The sequence below is a fragment of the Luteimonas sp. MC1750 genome (assembly GCF_016615955.1).
Classification (GTDB): Bacteria; Pseudomonadota; Gammaproteobacteria; order Xanthomonadales; family Xanthomonadaceae; genus Luteimonas.
In genome coordinates this window covers 2132067-2155080 of the sequence record NZ_CP067113.1, presented here as the reverse complement: position 1 = coordinate 2155080, position 23014 = coordinate 2132067, and the positions used below count along the sequence as shown (strand labels likewise).

The window sequence follows — 23014 nt, the reverse complement described above, 5'->3', positions numbered from 1 at the left end:
AGGCGGCGGCGGACGCCGGGCTCACCCGCAGATCTCCGCCAGCAGCGCCGACTGCGCCGAGTGCGGCGCCGCTCCCTCCGCGGGCGACAGCTGCACGTAGCGGCCATCGGCCTGCAGTTCCCAGGCGTTGGTGTTGTCGGCCAGGTAGGTCTCGAGCGCCTCGCTGCGCACGCGCGCGGCGATCGCGGGATCGAGGATCGGGAAGCAGGTCTCGACCCGGCGCAGCAGGTTGCGCTCGAGCCAGTCGGCGCTGGCGCACCAGGTCTCCGGGGTGCCGTCGTTGCCGAACCAGTAGATGCGCGTGTGCTCGAGGAAGCGGCCGACGATCGAACGCACGCGGATGTTGTCCGAGACGCCGGGCACCCCGGGGCGCAGGGTGCAGGCTCCGCGCACGACCAGGTCGATCTGCACGCCGGCCTGCGACGCGGCGTACAGCGCGCGCACCACCTGCGGCTCGTTCAGGGCGTTCATCTTGGCGATGATCCGCGCCGGGCGCCCCGCGGCGGCGAGCTGGGCTTCGCGCTCGATGCGCTCGAGCACGCCGGCGTGCAGGGTGAAGGGCGACTGCAGCAGGCGCTTGAGGCGGATCGCCGGGGCGAGGCCGGAGATCTGCTGGAAGATCTGGTGCACGTCGCCGCCGATATCCGGATCGGCGGTCATCAGACTGAGGTCGGTGTACGCGCGCGCCGTGCCGCTATGGTAGTTGCCGGTGCCCATGTGCACGTAGCGCCGCAGGCGGCGGCCTTCGCGGCGCACCACCAGCAGCATCTTGGCGTGGGTCTTGTAGCCGACCACGCCGTAGACCACCTGCACGCCGGCGTCCTGCAGGCGATCGGCGAGGCCGAGGTTGGCCTCCTCGTCGAAGCGCGCGCGCAACTCGACCACGACCGTCACGTCCTTGCCGTTGCGCGCAGCCTGGACCAGGTGTTCGACGATCGGCGAATCGCGGCCGGTGCGGTAGAGCGTCTGCTTGATCGCGAGCACGCCGGGATCGGCCGCGGCCTGCTTGAGCAGCTCGAGCACCGGGGTGAACGCGTCGAACGGGTGGTGCAGCAGCACGTCGCGGGCGGCGATGCGTTCGAACAGGGCGTCGCTGCCGGCAAGCGGGCGCGGCTGGAAGGGCGGGAACTTGAGCTCCGGACGGTCGGCCTCGTTGTAGACCTGGATCACGCGGTTGAGGTTGACCGGCCCGTTGATGCGATAGACCGCGTTGTCGGGCAGGTCGAAGTTGCGCAGCAGGTCGCGCACGATCGGCTCGGGGCAGTCCGCGGCGATCTCCAGGCGCATCGCGCGCAGGTAGCCGCGGCCGACCAGCTCGTCGCGCAGCGCCAGCGCGAGGTTCTCGACCTCGTCCTCGTCGACGATCAGCTCGGAGTTGCGCGTGACGCGGAACTGGTAGGCGCCGCGCACCGCCATGCCGGGGAACAGGTCCTCGACGAACTCCGAGAGCATCGCCGAGAGGAAGACGAAGTCATGCTCGCCGCCCGAGACGCGTTCGGGCAGGCGGATGATCCGCGGCAGCGAGCGCGGCGCGCGGACGATGGCCAGGTGGCCGCTGCGGCCGAACGCGTCCCTGCCCTTGAGCACGACCACGAGGTTGAGCGACTTGTTGAGGATCTTCGGGAACGGATGCGCCGGGTCCAGGCCCAGCGGCGACAGCACCGGCAGGATCTCCTCGCGGAAGTAGGCGCGCAGCCAGCGGCGCTGGCGCGTGTTCCAGGTCTCGCGCGCCAGCACCCGGATGCCGGCGTCGGCCAGCGCCGGGCGCAGGATCTCGTTCCAGCAGGCGTACTGCGCCGCCACCAGCTCGGCGGTGCGCTCGTGGATGCGGCGCAGTACGGTCGCCGGCGACAGGCCGTCCGGCGCCAGCGGCACCTCGAAGTCCTGCGCATGGCGCACGGTCGCGGCGCGGATCTCGAAGAACTCGTCGAGGTTGGTGCAGGAGATGCACAGGAAGCGCAGGCGCTCGAGCAGCGGGATCGTCGCGTCCTCGGCCTGGGCGAGCACGCGGAAGTTGAAGTCGAGCTGGGACAGCTCCCGGTTGAGGTACAGCGCGGGATCGCGCAGCGGATCGTCCGCGGGCGGCGGGATGGCCGCCGGCGGGGCCGCGGCGGCGGCCCTGGCGCGGGGCGCGCGTCGCTCAGGCGTGCTGGCGGGAGGCGTGCGGGTCTTGCGGGTGCTCATGGGAATCCTTGCTGCGCGGAATGACGCGGCCCGCGCCGAAGCGACAGGTGAAGGTGCTGCCGCGGCCGACCTCGCTGGTGATGTCCAGCCGGGCCTGGTGCAACTGCAGGACGTGCTTGACGATGGCCAGGCCCAGGCCGGTGCCGCCGGTCTCGCGGGTGCGGCTGCTGGAGACGCGATAGAAGCGTTCGGTCAGCCGCGGGAGGTGTGATTCGGGGATGCCGTAGCCGCTGTCCTCGACCGTCAGCGCGACGCCTCCGGCCTCGGCGGGCGCGAAGCGGATCGCGATGCGCCCGCCACTGGGGGTGTAGCGCACCGCGTTGGCGACGAGGTTGGAGAACGCGCTGTGCAGCTCGCGGCCCGAGCCGAGCAGGTCGACGCCGGCCAGGTCTTCGACCACGATCGCATGCCGACCCTGGCTCAGCGCCTCGGCTTCCCGGCGCAGGGTGGACAGCATCGGCCCGACCGCGACGTCCTCGTCGACGAGCGCGTCCTGCGCCTCCAGCCGGGACAGCGCGAGCAGGTCCTCGACCAGCTGGGTCATGCGCTGCGACTGCCGGCGCATCTCGCCGATGATCGGCTCCCACTCCCCGCTGTCGGCGGGATCGAGCATGTCGAGATAGCCATGCACCACGGTCAGCGGCGTGCGCAGTTCATGCGAGACGTTGGCGACGAAGTCGCGGCGCATCTGCTCCAGCCGCATCAGCTTGCCGACGTCGCGCGCGACCAGCAGCCACAGTGCATCGGAGTAGGGAATCAGGCGCAGGCTGATGCGGATCGCGGGATCCGCGGGCGAAGCCGCGTCGACGATCGGCTCCGCATGCCGGCCGGCGCTCAGCCAGTGCGACAGCGGCAGCGGCTGCAGCCGCTCGACCAGGCTCGCGCCCTTGTCGCGGGGATAGCGCAGGCCGAGCAGGGTGCCGGCCGCAGCGTTGCACCAGATCAGGCGCTGGGTGTTGCGGTCCACGACCACGAGCGCGTCTGGCAGCGCGGCGGCGACCGCGCGATAGGCGCGCATCATCTCCACCAGTCGGCGTTCGCGGCCGCGCACCTCGCCACGCGCGCGGTGCAGCAGGCGCTCGACCTGGGTCCAGGCGCCGCCGCCGGGTCGTGGAGGCGGCAGCCGCACGCGCGCGTCGAGGAGGTGGGTGATCCGCTGCAGGCGCAGCAGGTGGCCGGCCAGCAGCGCCAGCGATCCGAGCGCCAGCGCCGGCCAGGGATGGCCCACGGCCAGCCCGACGAGCAGGGAGGCGACAAGGACCAGGGCCAGCGTGGCCAGGGTCCGCTGCCAGGGCGGCTGGAGGGTCGGCGGCATGCCGCCAGTCTAGACCGAGGCGGAGAATCGGTAACCCGCGCCGCGCACCGTCTGCACCATGCCGTCGAGTTCGAACGGCTCGAGCGTCTTGCGCAGGCGGCGGATATGCACGTCGACCGTGCGCTCCTCGACGTAGACGCTGCCGCCCCAGACGTGGTCGAGCAGCTGCGAGCGCATGTAGACGCGGTCCGGGTGGGTCATGAAGAAGTGCAGCAAACGGTATTCGGTGGGGCCGATCGACACCGGCTCGTCGCCGGCGAAGACGCGGTGCGCGGCGCCGTCGATGCGCAGGCCGCCGACCGAAACGCTGCCGTCCTCGTCGTCGTCGCGCGAGCGCCGCATCACCGCGCGGATCCTGGCCAGCAGTTCGCGCGCCGAGAAGGGCTTGACCACGTAGTCGTCGACCCCCGCCTCGAGTCCGCCGACGCGGTCGTTCTCCTCGCCGCGGGCGGTGAGCATGATGATCGGTACCTCGCGCGTCAGCGCTTCGCGGCGCCAGCGCCGGGCGAGCTCGATGCCGGTGGTGCCGGGCAGCATCCAGTCCAGCAGGATCAGGTCGGGAACCCGGTCGGCGATCGCCTCCTGCGCCTGCTGGGCATCCCCGGCATGCACCGGCTCGTAATCGCCCTTGCGCAGGGCGAAGGCGACCATGTCGCGGATGGCGGGTTCGTCGTCGACGATGAGGATGCGCTTCTGCACGCGGTCACCGCTCGCAGTGGGGTCAAGCGCCATTAGACGACGGTTTGGTGACAGTGCGGTGACACTGTCACGGGACTCCGCTGGCGGCTACTTGCGCAGGTCGGGATCGCGGATGCCCTGGCGGCGCAGTTCCAGCACGGTGGGCGTGATCGACGCGATGCGGGCGTCGATGCGCGCACGCGCGTAGTAGTCGAGGTCGTCGCGGCGACGCAGCGTGTTGAGCTGCACCAGGGCCTGCTCGGCGCGACCGTTCAGATAGGCGCTTTCGGCCCAGGCCTCGCCGGCGCGCACGGAGTCGCCGGCGATTTCGCTGGCGCGGGCGAAGGTGCGCTGGAACACCGGATCGTCGCCGGCGCTGGCACTCAGCGGGCGCAGGATGTCCTGCGCGCGGCGCCCGGCCTCGCGGTTGTTGCGCTCGGCCAGCACCTCGGCATAGGCGAGGACCACGGAGCGGTTGCGCGGCATGCTCCGCACCAGGCGTTCGAACCGGGCGTCGGCGGCGGCGTGGCGGCCTTGGCGCGCCTCGGCCTGGGCCAGGCCCAGCTGCAGCCAGGTATCGTCGGGATGCGAGGCCAGCAGCGTCTCGAAGCCACGCGCGGCCTCGGCGCCGTTGCCGGCCAGCAGCTGGGCCACGGCCAGGCCATAGCGCTGCGCGTCATCCAGGGCCACCGAACGTCCCAGCCGTCCGTACTCGCTGATCGCCTCGCTGGGCGTGTTGGCGCTCAGGACCCGCAGGCGCTCGCGCACCCAGCCGAACTGCGCGTTGCCAGTGGCGTCCTCCGCCGCCCCGGCGGGCGCGGCGACCGGACGCAGCCCGGGGGGTAGCAGCGGATTGTTGCCGGCCAGGCCGGACGTGGCGAAGGTGCCGCCCGCGCGGCCGTCGTACTGCTCCGCGAGCTGGCGGGTCTCGCTGATGCGGGTCGTGGTGACCGGGTGCGAGCGCATGTAGTCGGGCAGGCGCTCGCGTTCGCCGCCCTGGTTGGTGCGCGACATCGCCTGCATGCGTTCGAACATCCGCGCCATGGCCGCGGTGTCGTAGCCGCTGCGCGACAGCGTGCGCATGCCGAGGCGGTCGGCTTCGGATTCGTTCGAGCGGGTGTAGTCGATCTGCCGCTGGACGGCCAGGCCCTGCACGCTGGCGATCGCCGCCATGCCGGCATCACCCGCCGAGCTGCTGCCCGACTGGGATGCCACGGCCACCGCGCCCAGCATGGCCAGCAGCAGCGGGACGCTGTCGCGCTGCGCCCGCTCCACGCCGCGCAGCACATGGGCCTGGGTCACGTGCGCGACCTCGTGCGCCAGCACGCCGGCGACCTCGTCCTCGCTCTCCGCCGCCAGCACCAGGCCGGCATTGGTGCCGATATAGCCGCCCAGGGTGGCGAAGGCGTTGATCGAGCGGTCCTTCATCATGAAGAAGGTGAAGGGCTGGGCAGGCTGGTCGCTGGCCGCCGCCAGACGGTTGCCCAGTCCGCGCAGCCAGCTGTCGACCAGCGGATCGTCCAGCACGTAGTCGTAGTGGCGAAGCTGCGCCAGCAGCATCTGCCCGTATTCCTCCTGCTGGGCAGGGGCCAGCAGCGTATGGGCCGAGGAGCCGATGTCGGGCAGGCGCTGCTGCGCGACCGACGGCGCGGACGCGAGGACGAGGACCAGGGCGATGGCGGCGGGAAGCAGGCGCATGCGGAGGCGGAAGGTCCTGTCGAGGGTGGAGGACAGCATGGGGGCGGGCCCGTCCGGCGGAGTGAATAGCCCGTTAATCCATGCGGCCGCGACGCTGCGGGCCAGCAGCCTGCGCTGGATTTCACGCCCGGGGGCCGCACAATCAGACCATCGCAGCCCCCGCAAGTTTCCGGAGACCGACTTGAACGACCCAGCTTCCCCCCAGATCACCCTGTACACCAGCGCCGTGTGCGGCTACTGCGTCGCGGCCAAGAACTTCCTGCGCAGCAAGGGCCTGGAATGGTCGGAGGTGCGCGTGGACCTCGACCCCGCCGAGCGCCAGCGCATGGTCAGCCTGGCTGGCCGTACGTCGGTCCCGCAGATTTTCGTCGGCGACCACCACGTCGGCGGCTACGACGACATGATGGCCCTGCACCGCGCGGGCGGCTTCGAGCCGCTGCTGGGCAAGGGCGCATGAGCGGCGGCGACGCGGACCGGGTCCGCGCCTTCGGTGAATTCCGCGAGCGCATGAACGAGCGCATCCTGGCCGAGCCCAACCAGGTGGTGCGGCGGTTCTTCGCGCTCGACACCCAGGCCTACCAGGCCGGCGTGCTCGACGTGGCGACCAAGGAACTGCTGGGGCTGGTGGCCTCGCTGGTCCTGCGCTGCGACGACTGCATCAGCTACCACGTGGCCAAGTGCCGCGATGCCGGGATCGGCCGCGACGCGATGTTCGAAGCGTTCTCGATCGGCCTGGTGGTGGGCGGCAGCATCGTGATCCCGCATCTGCGCCGCGCGGTCGATTTCCTCGACCAGCTGGAGGCCGGAGCCGATGCGCCGGCGGAGCATTCGCACGACTGATCGCCGGGGCGGACGCCGTCGAGGCGCCCGCCACGGTGGCGCTGCCGGTTGGTCCGATGGGGGTGCTCCGGCCGGAAGACGACGACGTGCGCCGCGCCCGCGTGCCGCCGCAGCCGGCAGGACGGGCCTGCGTTTGGCATAATCGGGCGATGCATTCCGTCCCAGACGCCCCGCCTCGTGCCCGGCGTCCCCCCAGCATGGACCTCTACACAATGACCCAGACAATCACGGTCATCCGCGGCGATGGCATCGGCCCGGAGATCATGGACGCCACCCTGCACGTGCTCGATGCGATGAAGCTCGGGCTCGCGTACGAGGAGGCCGACGCGGGCCTGGTGGCGCTCGAGAAGCACGGCGAGCTGCTGCCGCAGGCGACCCTGGACTCCATCGCCCGCAACCGCGTCGCGCTCAAGAGCCCGCTGACCACGCCCGTGGGCGGTGGCTTCTCGTCGATCAACGTGCAGCTGCGCCGGCACTTCGACCTGTACGCCAACGTGCGGCCGGCGACCTCGTTCCCGAACACCCGCTCGCGCTTCCCCGAGGGCGTGGACATCATCACCGTGCGCGAGAACACCGAGGGCGCCTACACCGCCGAAGGCCAGGAAACCGCGCCGGACGGCAGCTGGGCGGTCTCGATCACCCGCAACACCCGCAAGGGCTCCGAGCGCATCGTGCGCTACGCCTTCGAGCTGGCGCGCCGCGTCGGCCGCAAGAAGGTGACGGTGGTGCACAAGGCCAACATCCTGAAGTCGACCTCGGGCATCTTCCTCAACGCCGCGCGCGACGTGGCCAAGGAATACCCCGACATCGAGTGCAACGAGATGATCGTCGACAACTGCTGCATGCAGCTGGTGATGCGTCCCGAGCAGTTCGACGTCATCGTGACCACCAACCTGTTCGGCGACATCATCTCCGACCTCTGCGCCGGCCTGATCGGCGGCTTGGGCCTGATCCCCGGCGCCAACATCGGTCACGACGCGGCGATCTTCGAGGCGGTGCACGGCTCGGCACCTGACATCGCCGGAAAGGGCATCGCCAACCCCTGCGCGCTGCTGCTGGGTGCGGCGCAGATGCTCGACCACATCGGCATGGCCGACCGCGCGGCGCAGCTGCGCGCGGCGATCGTGGCGACGCTGGAAGCCAAGGATTCGCTGACCCCGGACCTGGGTGGCAGCGGCACGACCATGTCCTTCGCGCAGGCGATTGCGAGCCGCGTGGCGGTCTGAGCAACGCGCCAGCCAGCTGGTTCTCGCAGCCGCACTTGGGCGGAGACAGCCGGGAGTCGTTATGGCATCGCGGCTGTAGCCACTCCTGCAGGGAGAGGGCACGGGACTTGATGAAACGGGCGCTTCGGCGCCCGTTTCGTTTCTGGAACACCATCGTCCCGGGCGGCGCCTCGACACGGCCCGGCCGAGGCCCCCACAATCGCCAATCCTTTCATGCGGATAGAGCGATGGAAACCCGCCCCAGCGCGCTCGCGCTGACGCCGCTGCTGCTGTTCCTCGCACTGTTCTTCGGCAGTGGGCTCTATTTCACGTTGCAGGGCGAAGAGATGGGCTTTTACCAGCTGCGTGCACCGGTCGCGATCCTGCCGGCGCTGGCGCTGGCCGCCTGGATCGCCCACCGCCGCGGAGTGAAGCCGGGCGAAACCCTGCTCCGCGGCATGGGCGACCCGAACATCATGACGATGTGCCTGATCTTCCTGCTGGCCGGCGCCTTCGCCTATGTCTCGCAGGCGATCGGCGCGGTGGATGCGGTGGTGTCGCTCGGCATCGGCGCCGTGCCGGCGGGCCTGCTGCTGCCTGGGCTGTTCGTGGTGGCGGCGCTGATCTCGCTGGCCATCGGCACCTCGATGGGCACGATCGCGGCCGTGGTGCCGATCGCGCTGGGCGTGGCCGACGCGTCCGGCCTCGACCGCGCGCTGGTGCTCGGCGCGGTGATCGGTGGGGCGATGTTCGGCGACAACCTGTCGGTGATCTCGGATACCACGATCGCCGCCACCCGCAGCCAGGGCGCCGAGATGCGCGACAAGTTCCGCGAGAACTTCCGCATCGCCCTGCCTGCTGCGCTGCTGACCATCGCGTTGCTGGCCTTCCTGGGCGACCCGGCGCCGGTGACGACCGACGAACCGGTCTCCGCCTGGCTGGTCCTGCCCTACGTGCTGGTGCTGGTCCTGGCCCTGAGCGGGCTGGACGTCATCCTGGTGCTGGGTATCGGGCTGGCGCTCGCGGGGATCTTCGGCCTCCTGCTGGCGCCCGGCTATGACCTGGCGCATCTCGCCGGTGACATCTGGACCGGCTTCGAGGGCATGACCGAAATCCTGCTGCTGTCGCTGCTGATCGGCGGGGTGGGCGCGCTCATGAAGGCCGCGGGTGGGCTGGAGTGGCTGGCACGCGTGATCGCGCGCTTTGCACGCGGACACGCCGGCCGCCGGACCGGCGAGTTCAGCATCGCTGCGCTTTCGGCGACGGCGGACGTGTTCACGGCCAACAACACGGTGGCCATCCTGGTCAGCGGCGACGTCGCGCGCGACATCGCCCGGCGCCACGGCATCAGCCCCCGCCGGGCCGCCAGCGTCCTCGACATCTTCGCCTGCGTGCCCCAGGGGATCCTGCCCTACGGCGCGCAGATCCTGCTTGCCGCCGGCCTGGCCTCGGTCTCTCCGCTGGCCCTGTCCGGCACGGTGTTCTATTGCTGGATCCTGGCCGTGGTGGCCATGGCGTTCATGGCCTGGCCCCGCCGGCAACTTTCGGCCCGGGCGAACATGGAGGACCGGGGGCCGGCGTAGCTGCCAACAGCAGAAGCCTTGCCACGGATTTGCGCGGATCAGAGCGGATTCACGCGGATAAGGCAGGAGCAGGAGTCGGCCTGTCGCGGCATCACGCGCCCGCCTTTTCCCAAAGCTTTGCTCTATCCGCGTGAATCCGCTTTGATCCGCGCAGATCCGTGGCAAACGCTGTTCCACCATGGCTCCAAGGCGCCCAGGAAGAAGGGCGCCCATCGGGCGCCCTTCGGGAATCAAGCTTCGGCGAAGAGGGCTCAGTTGCGCGACTGGAGCTTGGCCAGCAGGCGCAGGAACTCGATGTACAGCCACACCAGGGTGACCATCAGGCCGAACGCGCCGTACCACTCCATGTACTTCGGCGCGCCCTGCTCGGCACCGGTCTCGATGAAGTCGAAGTCCAGCACCAGGTTCAGCGCCGCGATCACGATGACGAACAGGCTGAAGCCGATGCCGACGATGCCGTTGTCGTGGATCATCGGGATGTTGATCCCGAACAGCCCCAGCACGATGGTCGCGAGATAGACCAGCGCGATGCCGCCGGTGGCCGCGACCACGCCCAGCTTGAAGTTCTCGGTGGCCTTGATCCAGCCCGAGCGGTAGGCGAAGAGCAGCGCGAACAGGGTGCCGAACGTCAGCATCACCGCCTGCATGACGATGCCTTCGTACAGGTGGCTGTAGAGCGCCGAGATCGCGCCCAGGAAGAAGCCTTCCACCAGGGCGTACATCGGCGCGGTGACCGGCGCCCATTCCTTCTTGAACACCGTGACCAGGGCCAGGATGAAGCCGCCGATCGCGCCGCCCCACACATAGATGGAGAAGCCGGGTGCGAGCTCGCCGGCGGCGGTGAAGGCCTGGCTCCAGGCGAAGGCCGCGGTCAGCACGGTGAGCAACAGCAGGAAGGCGGTCTTGTTGACCGTGCCGTTGATCGTCATGGCCCCGGCGTCACGCGACACCACGGTGCCGCTGCCGAGGTCGAGAAACGTGGAGTCGGACAGGACCGGATTGCCGCTGCGCATGGATTCCCCCAGGGGTTCAGTGAACATTGCCAGGGGCGAGGATACACGGCGCCGCGCGGCGGACGCGTCGGGGTGGTGCGAAAGGGGGGACTCGAACCCCCACGCCTTGCGGCACTGGTACCTAAAACCAGGGCGTCTACCAATTCCGCCACTTTCGCGCTGGCCCGCAGCCGTCCCGCGGACAAAAAAACGCCCGGCAGGGCCGGGCGCTTCGGGTTTGGTGGGCCGTCAAGGATTCGAACCTTGGACCTATTGATTAAGAGTCAACTGCTCTACCAACTGAGCTAACGGCCCCGAGCGGGAAATCCTACCAAACCGATGGCCGGTCGATCAACACTTGACCGCCATGCGGGGGGAAACTGGGGTGGAAGACGGGATTTGAACCCGCGACCCCCGGAATCACAATCCGGTGCTCTAACCAACTGAGCTACATCCACCATTGGAACCTGCCGACATCGCCGGCTGGCCGGCCATTGTAGCGCGGTCACGCGGAAAAGTGCCACGTGTGCGGACCGGCATGGCGCGCCCGGCAGGACTCGAACCTGCAACCACCGGCTTAGAAGGCCGGTGCTCTATCCGGTTGAGCTACGGGCGCGGAGTGGTCGGGGTAGAGGGATTCGAACCCCCGACATCCTGCTCCCAAAGCAGGCGCGCTACCAGACTGCGCTATACCCCGACGGATGCGGCGCGGGCCCGCAGGCAGGCCGTCCGCAGGGCATTGTCGGGAGCGCCCCGGGAGGTGTCAACGCGCGGTGCTGGCGGCATCCGCCGGATTCCGCCAAAATATCCCGTTCCGTCGCCGGACGCGGGCACAGCCCGGCAGGCCGGCCAACCAGACAATCAATGCCCGCGGCCATCGCCGCGGCGGCAGGAGTGGGTATGCAAGTTTCAGTCGAGACCGTCGGCAACCTCGGGCGCAGGATGACCATCAACCTGCCGGCCGACCGCCTGCAGGACCAGGTGGGCGGCCGCCTGCGCGAAATCGCCCGCACCGCGCGCATCAAGGGCTTCCGCCCCGGCAAGGTGCCCGCGAAGGTGATCGAGCAGCGCTTCGGCCAGCAGGTGCGCAGCGAAGTGCGCGACGGCCTGCTGCGCGAGGGCTTCGATGGCGCCCTGCGCGACAACGCGCTGCGCATCGCCGGCCAGCCGAAGATCGAGCCGGCCGAGGGCGACGACCTGGCCTACGTGGCGACGTTCGAGGTGGTGCCGGACTTCGGCGACCTCGACGTCTCGGGCCTGAAGGTCGAGCGCGCGGTGGCCGAGGTCACCGAGGAAGACATCGACCGCATGATCGAGAACCTGCGCCAGCAGCGCCGCAGCTGGTCGGCGGTCAACCGCCCGGCCAAGGAAGGCGACGCGGTCGACATCGAAACCTGGTCCGAGGTCGAGGACGCGCGCCTGCCGGCCGAAGGCGTCGAGCGCGGCGTCTCGGTGATCGGCTCGGGCGCGATGCTTCCCGACATCGAACAGGCGCTGGTCGGCATGTCCACCGGCGACGAGAAGGACATCGAGGTGGCGTTCCCGGCCGAGTGGCGGGTGCCCGAGCTCGCCGGCAAGACCGCCCGGGTGCACCTGAAGGCCGAGCAGGTGTCCGAGGCGATGCTGCCCGAGGCCGACGCGGCGTTCATCCGCAGCTTCGGCGTCAAGAGCGGCGAGATGGAGCAGTTCCGCTCGGATATCCGCACCAACCTCGAGCGCGAACTGAAGGGCGCGCTGATGAACCGCCTGCGCCGCGCCGTCGGCGAGCAGCTGGTCGAGGCCTTCGCCTCGGTCGAGCTGCCGCCGAACCTGGTGGAGCAGGAGGCCCATGCGCTGGTCGCGCAGGTGGCCGAGCAGGCCCGCCGCCAGGGCCGCCCGTCGCAGCCCCCGGCCGACGCGCACCAGAACTTCATCGAGCCTGCGCGCAAGCGCGTGCTGGTCGGCCTGCTGGTCGGCGAGGTCGCGCGCAAGCACCAGCTGGTGCTCGACCGCAAGCGCCTGGACGAGACCCTGCGCCTGATCGCCTCGACCTACGAAGAGCCGCAGCAGGTCATTGACTTGTACCGGAACGATCCCCAGCTTATGGGTGGACTGCAGAACCGGGTGATGGAGGAGCAGGTGATCGACTGGATCGCCGAGCGCGCCGAACACACCGACCAGCAGCTGACCTTCCAGGAGGCGATCGCGCCGCAGGCGTGACGCGTCCGCTGACACAGGATTGACATGAGCATCCAGACCCGGGCCCTGAACCTCGTTCCGATGGTGGTCGAACAGACCAGCCGCGGCGAGCGCGCGTACGACATCTACTCGCGCCTGCTGAAGGAGCGGGTGATCTTCCTCGTGGGCCCGATCGACGACCACGTGGCCAACGTCATCGTGGCGCAGATGCTCTTCCTCGAGGCCGAGAACCCCGAGAAGGACATCAACCTGTACATCAACTCGCCGGGCGGAATCGTCACGGCGGGCATGGCGATCTACGACACCATGCAGTTCATCAAGCCCGACGTGAGCACGATCTGCGTCGGCCAGGCGGCCAGCATGGGCGCGCTGCTGCTCGCCTCCGGCGCGGCCGGCAAGCGCTACGCACTGCCGAACTCGCGGGTGATGATCCACCAGCCCCTGGGCGGCTTCCAGGGCCAGGCCACGGACATCGAGATCCACGCCCGTGAGATCCTGTCGATGAAGCAGAACCTGAACGCGATCCTGGCCCGCCACACCGGCCAGTCGATCGAAACCGTCGCGCACGACACCGAGCGCGACAACTTCAAGAGCGCCGAGGCCGCGCGTGAATACGGCCTGGTGGACCAGGTGCTCGAGCGCCGCCCGGAAGACTCGATCCAGCCCGCCTGACCGGCTGGCCGACCGGCCACACCACGCCGCGGTCCGTCCGCGGCGGCCCGGGCCCCGCCGCGCTTGCGGCAAGGGGCCCGGGTGCTATTCTCGACCCGACACTCCGATACACCGATTGGCGAAGGCATGACCGAAGACAGACAGGGCCGTTCCGGCGACAGCAGCAAGATCCTCTACTGCTCGTTCTGCGGGAAGAGCCAGCATGAGGTCCGCAAGCTGATCGCGGGCCCGAGCGTGTTCATCTGCGATGAATGCGTCGAGCTGTGCAACGACATCATCCGCGAGGAACTCGAGGAGAAGGCGCAGAGTGCGCGCAGCTCGCTGCCCAAGCCGAAGGAGATCCTCGAGGTCCTCGACCAGTACGTGATCGGGCAGCAGCGGGCGAAGAAGACGCTCGCGGTGGCGGTGTACAACCACTACAAGCGCATCGAGAGCCGGCAGAAGAACGACGAGGTCGAGCTGGCCAAGTCGAACATCCTGCTCGTGGGCCCGACCGGCTCCGGCAAGACGCTCCTGGCCGAGACCCTGGCGCGCATGTTGAACGTGCCGTTCACCATGGCCGATGCCACGACGCTGACCGAAGCCGGCTATGTCGGCGAGGACGTCGAAAACATCATCCAGAAGCTGCTGCAGAAGTGCGATTACGACGTCGAGAAGGCGCAGCAGGGCATCGTCTACATCGACGAGATCGACAAGATCTCGCGCAAGAGCGAGAACCCGTCGATCACCCGCGATGTCTCGGGCGAGGGCGTGCAGCAGGCGCTGCTGAAGCTCATCGAAGGCACGGTCGCCAGCGTCCCGCCGCAGGGCGGTCGCAAGCACCCGCAGCAGGAATTCCTGCAGGTTGATACGCGCAATATCCTGTTCATCGTCGGTGGCGCGTTCGCCGGCCTGGACAAGATCATCCAGGCCCGGTCCACCGAGGCCGGCGGCATCGGCTTCGGCGCCAAGCTCAAGAGCTCCGAGCGCAAGGCCGAAGTCGGCAAGGTGCTGGCCGAGGTCGAGCCCGAGGACCTGATCAAGTTCGGCCTGATCCCCGAGTTCGTCGGCCGCCTGCCGGTGGTCGCGACGCTCGAGGAGCTCGACGAGGCCGCGCTGGTCAAGATCCTGTCGGAGCCGAAGAACGCCATCACCAAGCAGTTCCGCAAGCTGTTCGAGATGGAGGGCGTGGAACTGGAGTTCCGGCCCGACGCGCTTGCCGCCATCGCGCGCAAGGCGCTCAAGCGCAAGACCGGCGCCCGTGGCCTGCGCACCATCGTCGAATCGGTGCTGCTGGACACGATGTACGACCTGCCGTCGCAGGAAAACGTGAGCAAGGTCGTGGTCGACGAGTCGGTGATCGAGCACAAGTCCGATCCCTATCTCATCTACGAGACGCCTGCCGCTCCGCCGGCCAAGGCCGCATCCGGAGACTGATCCGTCCCGGGCCTGCACCCGCTCGATCCTGTAGGAGCGGCTACAGCCGCGATCGCGGAAAGTCGCGCTCGCGGACGAGTGGTAGATCCCCGACGAGCCGTGGATCCCGGATCGCGATCGCGGCTGTAGCCGCTCCTGCAGGGATTCCCGCGGGCGAATTCCGCCTGCCTCCAGACTGAACGCCAGCTTCCCCGCGACCTGTCCGGGCGACACTCGGCAGTGCTTGCAAGGACCACCGTCGGGCCCCATAACGGGACGCATGCGGCAACCAGCCGCCCGCCATCCCAGGAGTCCCGATGAGCACCTCCCAGCCCACCACCATCGACCTGCCGGTCCTGCCGTTGCGCGACGTCGTGGTGTTCCCGCACATGGTCATCCCGCTGTTCGTGGGTCGCGACAAGTCGATCCGCGCGCTCGACCTGGCGATGGAGGGTGACAAGCGGGTCCTGCTGGTGGCACAGAAATCCGCCGAGACCGACGATCCGGGTGCCGACGACCTGCACCCGGTGGGCACGCTCGCCCAGGTGCTGCAGCTGCTGAAGCTTCCCGACGGCACGATCAAGGTGCTGGTGGAGGGCGTCGCGCGCGCGACCGTCGACACCGTGCGCGAGGTCGACGGCACGCTCTCGGGCACGGGCACGGTGGTGGAGCCGGTCGACGACCGCGAGGCGCGCGAGATCGAGGCGATCGCCCGCTCGCTGATGGGCCTGTTCGAGCAGTACGTGAAGACCAACCGCAAGCTGCCGCCCGAGCTGCTGCAGACGCTCGCCGGCATCGACGAACCCTCGCGCCTGGCCGACACCGTCGCCGCGCACCTGGGCGTGCGCCTGGGCGAGAAGCAGAAGCTGCTGGAGACCTTCGGCACCGCCGAGCGCCTCGAGATGCTGGTCGGCCTGGTCGACGGCGAGATCGACGTGCAGCAGATGGAAAAGCGCATCCGCGGCCGCGTGAAGTCGCAGATGGAGAAGTCGCAGCGCGAGTACTACCTCAACGAGCAGATGAAGGCGATCCAGAAGGAACTGGGCGACATGGACGACGCGCCCAACGACCTGGAGGAGCTGGCGCGCAGGATCGCCGCGGCCGGCATGCCCAAGCCTGTCGAGACCAAGGCGAAGTCCGAGCTCAACAAGCTCAAGCAGATGTCGCCGATGGCGGCCGAGGCCGCGGTGGTGCGCAACTACCTGGACTGGCTGCTCGGCGTGCCGTGGAAGAAGCGCAGCAAGGTGCGCAAGGACCTGAAGGTCGCGCAGGACGTGCTCGACGCCGACCACTACGGACTGGAGAAGGTGAAGGACCGCATCCTCGAATACCTCGCGGTGCAGTCGCGCGTGTCCAAGATGAAGGGGCCGATCCTGTGTCTGGTGGGGCCGCCCGGCGTGGGCAAGACCTCGCTCGGCCAGTCGATCGCCAAGGCGACCAACCGCAAGTTCGTGCGCATGTCGCTGGGCGGCGTGCGCGACGAGGCCGAGATCCGCGGGCATCGCCGTACCTACGTCGGCTCGATGCCCGGGCGCATCGTGCAGAACCTCAACAAGGCCGGCGCGAAGAACCCGCTGTTCGTGCTCGACGAGATCGACAAGATGTCGATGGACTTCCGCGGCGACCCGTCCTCGGCGCTGCTCGAAGTGCTCGATCCCGAGCAGAACAACGCGTTCAACGACCACTACCTCGAGGTCGACCTCGACCTGTCGGAAGTGATGTTCGTGGCGACCTCGAACTCGCTCAACATCCCCGGTCCGCTGCTCGACCGCATGGAAGTGATCCGCATCCCCGGTTACACCGAGGAGGAGAAGATCAAGATCGCCATGCGCTACCTGCTGCCGAAGCAGATCAAGGCCAACGGCCTGCGCGAGGGCGAGCTCAAGGTGGCCGAGGAGGCGATCCAGGACATCGTGCGCTACTACACGCGCGAATCCGGCGTGCGCAGCCTCGAACGCGAAATCGCCAAGATCTGCCGCAAGGTGGTGAAGGAGGTCGCGCTGGCCGGCCCGCAGAAGAAGAAGCCGCGCGCGCTCAGCGTGAACTCCAAGAACCTGGACAAGTACCTGGGCGTGCAGCGCTACGACTTCGGCCGCGCCGAGCAGGACAACGAGATCGGCCTGGTGACCGGCCTGGCCTGGACCGAGGTCGGCGGCGACCTGCTGCAGATCGAATCGACGCTGGTCCCGGGCAAGGGCCAGCTGACGCTGACCGGCCAACTGGGCAACGTCATGAAGGAGTCGGCGTCCGCGGCGTTGTCGGTGGTGCGCGCGCGCGCCGAGCGCTTCGGCCTGGAGCTCGACTTCCTGCAGAAGCATGACGTGCACGTCCATGTACCCGACGGCGCGACGCCCAAGGACGGTCCGAGCGCGGGCATCGCCATGGCGACCTCGCTGGTGTCGACGCTGACCAAGGTGCCGGTGCGCGCGGACGTGGCGATGACCGGCGAGATCACTCTGCGTGGCAAGGTGACCGCCATCGGCGGGCTGAAGGAGAAGCTGCTCGCGGCGCTCCGTGGCGGCATCACCACCGTCATCATCCCGGAGGAAAACCGCAAGGATCTTGCCGATATCCCGAAGAACGTCACCGATGGCATGAAGATCGTGCCGGTCAAGTGGATCGACGAAGTGCTCGATCTCGCGCTGGAACGCCCGCTGCCGCCGGTCAAGCAACCCGGCGCGGTGGTCGCGCAGACCACGCGCGCAACCCGCAAGCCGTCGTCGCGCGCGGCGGTCAAGCACTGACGGAGCGCACGTTTTTCTTGCGTGGGTGCGGGCGCGCTGGTATAAAGTCGCGCTCGCATCGACGGCCGCTGGCCGCACGCGAACCCGGAGCCGCCGGCGGTCAACACCGCCCGCACGCCCGCCACCACACGAGCGGCCTTGTGCTGCGCAGGAGCACCGAATAGATGAACAAGAATGATCTGGTCCAGGCCGTTGCCGACGAGGCCAACCTGTCCAAGGCCGATGCCGCGCGCGCTGTCGACGCGGTGCTGTCGTCGGTGGGCACGGCGCTGAAGCAGGGCGACACCGTGGCCCTGGTGGGCTTCGGTACCTTCCAGGTCAAGGAGCGCGCCGCGCGCACGGGCCGCAATCCGCGTACCGGTGAAGAGATTGCGATCGCCGCTTCGAAAAATCCTGTCTTCAAGGCTGGCAAAGCGCTGAAGGATGCAGTAAACTAAGCGGCCCGCATGGGTGCTTAGCTCAGCGGTAGAGCGTCTCCCTTACACGGAGAGGGTCGGGGGTTCGATCCCCTCAGCACCCACCAGGGTCTGACGTTCGCAACAGGTTCGACGACGCGGAGTGGTAGTTCAGTTGGTTAGAATGCTGGCCTGTCACGCCGGAGGTCGCGGGTTCGAGTCCCGTCCACTCCGCCAGTCACACCAGGAAGGCGCCCGAAAGGGCGCCTTTCTTCTTTTCCGCGCCGCGGGGCCGTAGCGCCCGGCCATGCGCTAGACTGCGCGGCTACGTCCAACGCGCGCCCTGACATGCTGCAAGCACTTCGAGACAAGACCTCCGGCTGGATCGCCATCGCGATCGTCATCATGCTGGCGATCCCGTTCGCCTTCTTCGGCATGGAGCAGTACCTGTTCCAGAACTCCGCGAACTACGCGGCGAAGGTCGAATCCCCGCCGTCGTGGTGGCGTTCGGCGCCGGACGTCTGGCCGGTGCGCAAGGCGGTGTGGGTGTCGCGCGAAGTGACGCCGGAGGAGTTCCGCCAGGAATTCGAGATGGCGCGCCAGCAGGCGCGCGCGACCCAGGGCGAGGCATTCGACGCGCGCGCGTTCGAGCAGGTGGACAGCAAGCTGGCCGTGCTCGACCAGCTGATCGACCGCGCCGTGCTCGGCCTCGCCGCCGAGCGCGCGGGCGTCGCCGTGGGCGACGACCAGGTGCGGGACGTGCTGCAGGCGATGCCCGAATTCCAGGTCGAGGGCCGCTTCGATCCGCAGCGCTACCAGATGCTGCTGCAGTCGCGGGTGCCGGCGCAGACGCCGCGCCAGCACCAGGACGAGCTCCGCGCGCGCCTGCAGATGGTGCTGCTGCCGAGCCGCGTCGCCGCGACCGCATTCGCCAGCGAGGGCCAGGTCACCCGCATCATGGAGCTGCTTGGCCAGCAGCGCGATGCTTCGGTCGCGCTGCTCCCGGCGCCCGCAGCCGACACCGCCGCGGTCTCCGCGACCGAGCTGCAGGCCTGGTACGACGCACACCGCGGCGAATACCGCGCGCCCGAGCAGGTCTCGATCGAGTACGTCGAGATCAGCCCCGGGGACGTGCCCGCGGCCCAGCCGGCCGACGAGGCGACCCTGCGCACCCGCTACGAGCAGGAGAAGGCGCGCTTCGTCGAGCCCGAGCAGCGCCTGGTCTCGCACATCCTGGTGCGCGTGCCCGAGGGCGCCGACGCCGCCGCGCGCGACGCGGCCAAGGCGCGCGCGGATGCGATCGCCGCCAAGGCGCGCGCCGAGGGCGCCGACTTCGCCGCGATCGCCGAGCAGGAATCCGACGACGAAGGCTCGAAGGCCGCCGGTGGCGACCTCGGCTGGCTGGAGCGCGGCATCATGGGCGAGAGCTTCGATGCCGCGGTGGCGGCCGTCGAGCCCGGCGTGCCGAGCGCGCCCGTGCTGACCGATTTCGGCTGGCACGTGCTGCTGGTGCGCGAGGTGCGCGAAGGCCAGGAAGTGTCGTTCGAGGACGCCCGCGAGCAGCTCGCCGCCACCCAGGCGGTCAGCGACGGCGAGCGCGCCTTCAACGAGCTGATCGGCCGCCTGGTGGACCAGGTCTACCGCAATCCCAGCTCGCTGGGTCCGGCCGCGCGCGAGGCGGGCCTTCCGGTGCAGAAGGCCGGACCGTTCATCCGTGGCGGCGGGGAAGGCATCGCCGCGAACCCGCTGGTGCAGCGCGCCGCGTTCTCCGACGCGCTGGTGCAGGACGGCACGGTCAGCGACCCCATCGAGCTGGGCACCAACCACAGCGTGCTGATCCGGGTCACCGCGCACGATCCGGAGCGCGAGCGCCCGTTGGCCGACGTCCGCGACGAGGTGGTGGCCGCGGTGCGCGCCGACCGCGCACGCAAGGCCGTGCTGGCCCAGGCGGATGCCGCGGTGGCGGAGGTGTCGGCTGGCAAGCCGCTGTCCGAGGTGGCCGCTGCGCAGGGCTGGATGCACATGCCGATGCCGGGTACGCCGCGCGGCATGCCGATGCCGTCGGCCGAAGCCAACGAGGCCATCTTCGCCGCGCCGATCCCGGCGGACGGCAAGGTCTCGGCCGGCCGGGTCCTGCAGGAGGACGGCAGCGTGGTCGTCTATGCGGTGGAAAAGGTCACGCCGGGCGACGTCGCCTCGGCCAGCGCCGAAGAACGCACGATGCTGCAGGCCCAGCTCGCGCGCATGGCGGGCGACGAGGATGCCATGGCGCTGATGCGGGCGCTGCGCCAGCGCATGCGCGTCACCACCGTGGAAGCGCGCCTCTAAGGCCCGCGGCGCCGCGCTGCCGCTCCCTGCGCGCGGCTTCCCACACCGCACAAACGAAGAAGCCCGGCACTGCCGGGCTTCTTCGTTCCAGGCCATCCGCAACGCCGCAGGGCGCGGCGGCGCGGTGGCCGGGTTCACTCCGCGGCGGCGTCGCCCGCAGGCTCTTCCAGGCCGGTCATGCTGACGATGTTGTAGCCCGCATCGACGTAGGTGACCTCGCCGGTGATGCCCGACGCCAGGTCCGAGCACAGGAAGGCGGCCACGTTGCCGACGTCCTCGATGCTGACCGTGCGGCGCAGGGGCGCATGCGATTCGACGTGGCCGAGGATCTTGCGGAAGCCGCCGATGCCCGCTGCGGCCAGGGTCTTGATCGGGCCTGCGGAGATCGCGTTGACGCGGGTGCCTTCGGGGCCGAGGTTGTAGGCCAGGTAGCGCATCGTCGCCTCGAGGCTGGCCTTGGCCACGCCCATGACGTTGTAGCTGGGGAGGGTGCGCACGGCGCCGAGGTAGCTCAGGGTCAGCACGGCGCCGTTGCGGCCCTGCATCGCCGGGCGCGCGCCCTTGGCCAGCGCGGCCAGCGAGTAGGCGGAAATGTCCTGCGCGATCGAGAAGGCGTCGCGCGTCAGGCCGTCCAGGAACTGCCCGGCGATCGCCTCGCGCGGGGCGAAGGCGATGGCGTGGATCAGGATGTCGAAGCCGTCCGGCCAGTGCTTGCCGAGGTCGGCGAACAGGGCATCGATCTGCGCGTCGTCGGTGACGTCCAGCGGGAAGACCGGGCCGCCGCCCAGGCGCGCCGCAACGTCCTCGACGCGCGACTTGAGCTTCTCGTTCTGGTAGGTGAAGGCCAGCTCCGCACCTTCGCGGTGCATGGCCTCGGCAATGCCGTTGGCGATGGAGCGCTGGCTGGCGATGCCGGTGATGAGTGCGCGCTTGCCCTGCAGGAATCCCATGGTGTGTTCGACCCGGTGGAGTGGGCCGGCTAGTTTGCCACGCCGGCTGCCGCCGGGGTCGCGGCGGCGGCGCGGGGCACCAGGATCTTCCGGCCGGGCGGCGCGCCGGTCGACAGCGCCGGATTGAGCCGGCGCAGGCGGGCCGGATCCAGGCCGTTGCGCCTGGCATAGCCGTCGAGGCCCGCGGGCTCATTGTCCAGGTCGACCGCCACCAGGCGCGCCACCGGGCGATCGAGCGACTCCGTCCACGCCGCGTCGCGACCGGCTTCGACCATCAGGCAGGACAGCGCATGCAGCTTGCGGACATAGGAGCGCGTGATGCCGGCGAGGCTTTCGAGGCCTTCGGGATCGGCGTCGGCCGCGCGCTGGCCGTGGCGGCGCAGGGCGCCGAGCACGCGGTACTCGCCGGCGTTGAACGCCATCACCGCCAGTCGCCAGTCGCCGGCGAACATGCCATGCAGGGTCTTCAGGTAGCGCACGGCCGCGCGCGTGGCGTCGACCGGCGACAGGCGGCCGTCGTAGCCGCTGCGCACCGGGATGTCGTGGTTGCGCGCGGTCACCGCGATGAACTGCCACAGGCCGGCCGGACCACTGCCGCTGCGCGCGCCGGGCCGGTAGCCGCTTTCGACGAAGGGAATGAGCGCGTACTCGGTCGGCAAGTGCGCCGCGCGCAGCGCCTCGACCACGTAACCGAAGAGCGGCAGCACTTCGCCCTCGGTGGACACCAGCTGGTCGGGGACGTGGGCGAAATGCTGGCGCCAGCGGGGACTCGCGTCCTCGCAGGCCGGCTGGGCCAGGCCCTCGACGAAGCGCTGGTAGATCGCGACTCCGCTGGTCGCCGGCAGCGCCGCGGGCACGGCCGCCGCGTTGCCGGTGGGCGGAGGGGCGACAGGCGTGCCTTCAGAAGCTTCCGGGCCCGGAGGCGGCGGGTCCAGGGCCGCCCTGGCCTCCGCCACCACCTTGCCGGCCGCTGCATCGCCAGCCGCGGCATCGCCCGCGACCGCATCGCCAGCCGCGACCGGTCCCGCGGTCAGCGCCAGCAACAGCGCCGCCGCGGCGAGGGCGCCCCCCCTCATGCGCGGAATCCGTCCTTCCAGCGCCGCAGCGCGGCGAACGCATCGACGCGGCCCAGCGCGTCATGGCCGGCCCAGGCGGCGATCGACGCGCGCACGGCGGGTGCGTCCACGCGCAGGAACGGGTTGCAGGCGCGCTCGTCGGCGAGCGTGACGGGAAGCGTGGGCAGGGAGTTCTGGCGCAAGGCAGCCACCTCTTCGCTGCGGCGCTCGAGCGCCGGATTGTCGGGGTCGGCCGCCCGCGCAAAGGCGGCGTTCGACTGCGTGTACTCGTGCCCGCAGCACACCAGGGTGTCTCCGGGAAGCGCCGCCAGCCGGTCGAGCGAGGCCAGCATCTGCGCCGGCGTACCCTCGAACAGCCGGCCGCAACCGAGACTGAACAGCGTGTCGCCGCAAAACAAGAGCCCATGGCCCTGGAATGCGATGTGGCTCACGGTATGGCCGGGGACCGGCAGCACTTCGAAGTCATGCCCGGCCACGTCGATGCGGTCGCCGCCAGACACCCGGCGCGAGGCGAACGGGATGCGCGGGTCTTCCGGCGCGATCACCTCGAGCCCGGGCCAGCGCGCCCGCAGCGCGGCCACGCCGCCGATGTGGTCGTCGTGGTGATGGGTGAGCAGCACGGCGTCGGGCTGCCAGTCACCGGCTTCCGCCGCCTCGAGCACCGGCGCGGCGTCGCCTGGATCCACCAGCACGCAGCCCCGGCCGGGGACGGCGGGCAGCAGCCAGATGTAGTTGTCGGCGAAGGCCGGGATCGGAACCGGAGTCATGTGCAGGGCGCGTG

18 protein-coding genes and 7 tRNA genes are annotated in these 23014 nt (G+C 69.7%); 12 read left to right on the top strand and 13 right to left on the bottom strand.

The features are described 5' to 3' along the window. Positions 1-21 precede the first annotated feature (21 nt). From ppk1 to JGR68_RS10065, 4 genes are all read right to left on the bottom strand, one after another. Positions 22-2184, bottom strand: a complete 2163-nt coding sequence (gene ppk1, locus JGR68_RS10080; RefSeq protein WP_199359900.1) for a polyphosphate kinase 1 — start codon at positions 2182-2184, stop codon at positions 22-24. Further along, positions 2141-3499 (bottom strand): phosphate regulon sensor histidine kinase PhoR, encoded by a 1359-nt coding sequence (phoR, locus tag JGR68_RS10075; RefSeq protein ID WP_199359901.1) that lies wholly within the window; start codon positions 3497-3499, stop codon positions 2141-2143. The genes ppk1 and phoR overlap by 44 nt, the downstream gene beginning before the upstream one ends. 9 nt (positions 3500-3508) lie before the next feature. Next, positions 3509-4198 (bottom strand): phosphate regulon transcriptional regulator PhoB, encoded by a 690-nt coding sequence (gene phoB / locus JGR68_RS10070; protein WP_199359902.1) that lies wholly within the window; start codon positions 4196-4198, stop codon positions 3509-3511. An 87-nt stretch (positions 4199-4285) separates the two neighbouring features. Beyond that, a complete protein-coding gene (locus JGR68_RS10065) occupies positions 4286-5875 on the bottom strand; it encodes a M48 family metalloprotease (RefSeq protein WP_199360800.1) in 1590 nt (529 codons plus the stop codon). Positions 5876-6056: 181 nt separating this feature from the next. Between JGR68_RS10065 and grxC the strand changes: the two genes are divergently transcribed. From grxC to JGR68_RS10045, 4 genes are all read left to right on the top strand, one after another. Then, positions 6057-6332 carry a glutaredoxin 3 gene (grxC, locus tag JGR68_RS10060; protein ID WP_234446493.1) on the top strand — a complete coding sequence of 92 codons (276 nt, stop codon included), beginning with the start codon at positions 6057-6059 and terminating at the stop codon, positions 6330-6332. Then, positions 6329-6715: a carboxymuconolactone decarboxylase family protein gene (locus JGR68_RS10055; RefSeq protein ID WP_199359904.1), complete on the top strand. Its 387-nt coding sequence runs from the start codon at positions 6329-6331 to the stop codon at positions 6713-6715. Before grxC ends, JGR68_RS10055 begins: the two co-directional genes overlap by 4 nt. A 212-nt stretch (positions 6716-6927) precedes the next feature. Continuing rightward, entirely contained in the window at positions 6928-7941 is a 1014-nt protein-coding gene (locus JGR68_RS10050; RefSeq protein WP_199359905.1) for an isocitrate dehydrogenase, read from the top strand. Positions 7942-8168: 227 nt separating this feature from the next. Further along, positions 8169-9503: a Na+/H+ antiporter NhaC family protein gene (locus tag JGR68_RS10045; RefSeq protein ID WP_199359906.1), complete on the top strand. Its 1335-nt coding sequence runs from the start codon at positions 8169-8171 to the stop codon at positions 9501-9503. Positions 9504-9754: 251 nt separating this feature from the next. Here JGR68_RS10045 and JGR68_RS10040 read toward each other — a convergent pair whose 3' ends face one another. The 6 genes from JGR68_RS10040 to JGR68_RS10015 form a co-directional block, all read right to left on the bottom strand. Continuing rightward, a complete protein-coding gene (locus JGR68_RS10040) occupies positions 9755-10516 on the bottom strand; it encodes a Bax inhibitor-1/YccA family protein (protein ID WP_199360802.1) in 762 nt (253 codons plus the stop codon). 73 nt (positions 10517-10589) lie between these two features. Then, positions 10590-10674: transfer RNA gene (locus tag JGR68_RS10035), tRNA-Leu, on the bottom strand. Between the two features lie 60 nt (positions 10675-10734). Continuing rightward, positions 10735-10810 (bottom strand) — tRNA-Lys (locus tag JGR68_RS10030). Between the two features lie 66 nt (positions 10811-10876). Beyond that, a tRNA-His gene (locus JGR68_RS10025) sits at positions 10877-10953 on the bottom strand. Between the two features lie 81 nt (positions 10954-11034). Continuing rightward, positions 11035-11111: transfer RNA gene (locus JGR68_RS10020), tRNA-Arg, on the bottom strand. Between the two features lie 4 nt (positions 11112-11115). Beyond that, positions 11116-11192, bottom strand: a tRNA-Pro gene (locus JGR68_RS10015). A gap of 203 nt (positions 11193-11395) precedes the next feature. Here JGR68_RS10015 and tig point away from each other — a divergent pair. The 8 genes from tig to JGR68_RS09975 all read left to right on the top strand — a co-directional run bounded on the left by tig (position 11396) and on the right by JGR68_RS09975 (position 20207). After that, positions 11396-12694, top strand: a complete 1299-nt coding sequence (gene tig, locus JGR68_RS10010; protein WP_199359907.1) for a trigger factor — start codon at positions 11396-11398, stop codon at positions 12692-12694. Positions 12695-12718: 24 nt separating this feature from the next. Continuing rightward, positions 12719-13345, top strand: coding sequence for an ATP-dependent Clp endopeptidase proteolytic subunit ClpP (gene clpP, locus JGR68_RS10005; protein WP_199359908.1), 627 nt, complete (start codon positions 12719-12721; stop codon positions 13343-13345). Between the two features lie 126 nt (positions 13346-13471). Further along, positions 13472-14761: an ATP-dependent Clp protease ATP-binding subunit ClpX gene (gene clpX, locus JGR68_RS10000; protein ID WP_199359909.1), complete on the top strand. Its 1290-nt coding sequence runs from the start codon at positions 13472-13474 to the stop codon at positions 14759-14761. 296 nt (positions 14762-15057) lie between these two features. Further along, positions 15058-17484, top strand: coding sequence for an endopeptidase La (gene lon, locus JGR68_RS09995; protein WP_199359910.1), 2427 nt, complete (start codon positions 15058-15060; stop codon positions 17482-17484). Between the two features lie 164 nt (positions 17485-17648). Beyond that, a complete protein-coding gene (locus tag JGR68_RS09990) occupies positions 17649-17921 on the top strand; it encodes an HU family DNA-binding protein (protein ID WP_191728308.1) in 273 nt (90 codons plus the stop codon). 11 nt (positions 17922-17932) lie between these two features. Continuing rightward, positions 17933-18007, top strand: a tRNA-Val gene (locus tag JGR68_RS09985). A 32-nt stretch (positions 18008-18039) separates the two neighbouring features. After that, positions 18040-18116 (top strand) — tRNA-Asp (locus JGR68_RS09980). A gap of 111 nt (positions 18117-18227) precedes the next feature. Beyond that, on the top strand, positions 18228-20207 hold the full coding sequence (locus JGR68_RS09975) for a SurA N-terminal domain-containing protein (RefSeq protein ID WP_199359911.1): 1980 nt from the start codon (positions 18228-18230) through the stop codon (positions 20205-20207). 134 nt (positions 20208-20341) lie between these two features. Here the strand turns inward: JGR68_RS09975 and JGR68_RS09970 are convergent, their stop codons facing one another. The 3 genes from JGR68_RS09970 to gloB are packed head-to-tail and all read right to left on the bottom strand — an operon-like array spanning position 20342 to position 23000. Continuing rightward, positions 20342-21157 carry an enoyl-ACP reductase gene (locus JGR68_RS09970; RefSeq protein ID WP_199359912.1) on the bottom strand — a complete coding sequence of 272 codons (816 nt, stop codon included), beginning with the start codon at positions 21155-21157 and terminating at the stop codon, positions 20342-20344. Between the two features lie 29 nt (positions 21158-21186). After that, positions 21187-22233 carry a lytic transglycosylase domain-containing protein gene (locus JGR68_RS09965; RefSeq protein WP_199359913.1) on the bottom strand — a complete coding sequence of 349 codons (1047 nt, stop codon included), beginning with the start codon at positions 22231-22233 and terminating at the stop codon, positions 21187-21189. Beyond that, a complete protein-coding gene (gloB, locus tag JGR68_RS09960) occupies positions 22230-23000 on the bottom strand; it encodes a hydroxyacylglutathione hydrolase (RefSeq protein ID WP_199359914.1) in 771 nt (256 codons plus the stop codon). Before gloB ends, JGR68_RS09965 begins: the two co-directional genes overlap by 4 nt. Between the last annotated feature and the right edge of the window lie 14 nt (positions 23001-23014).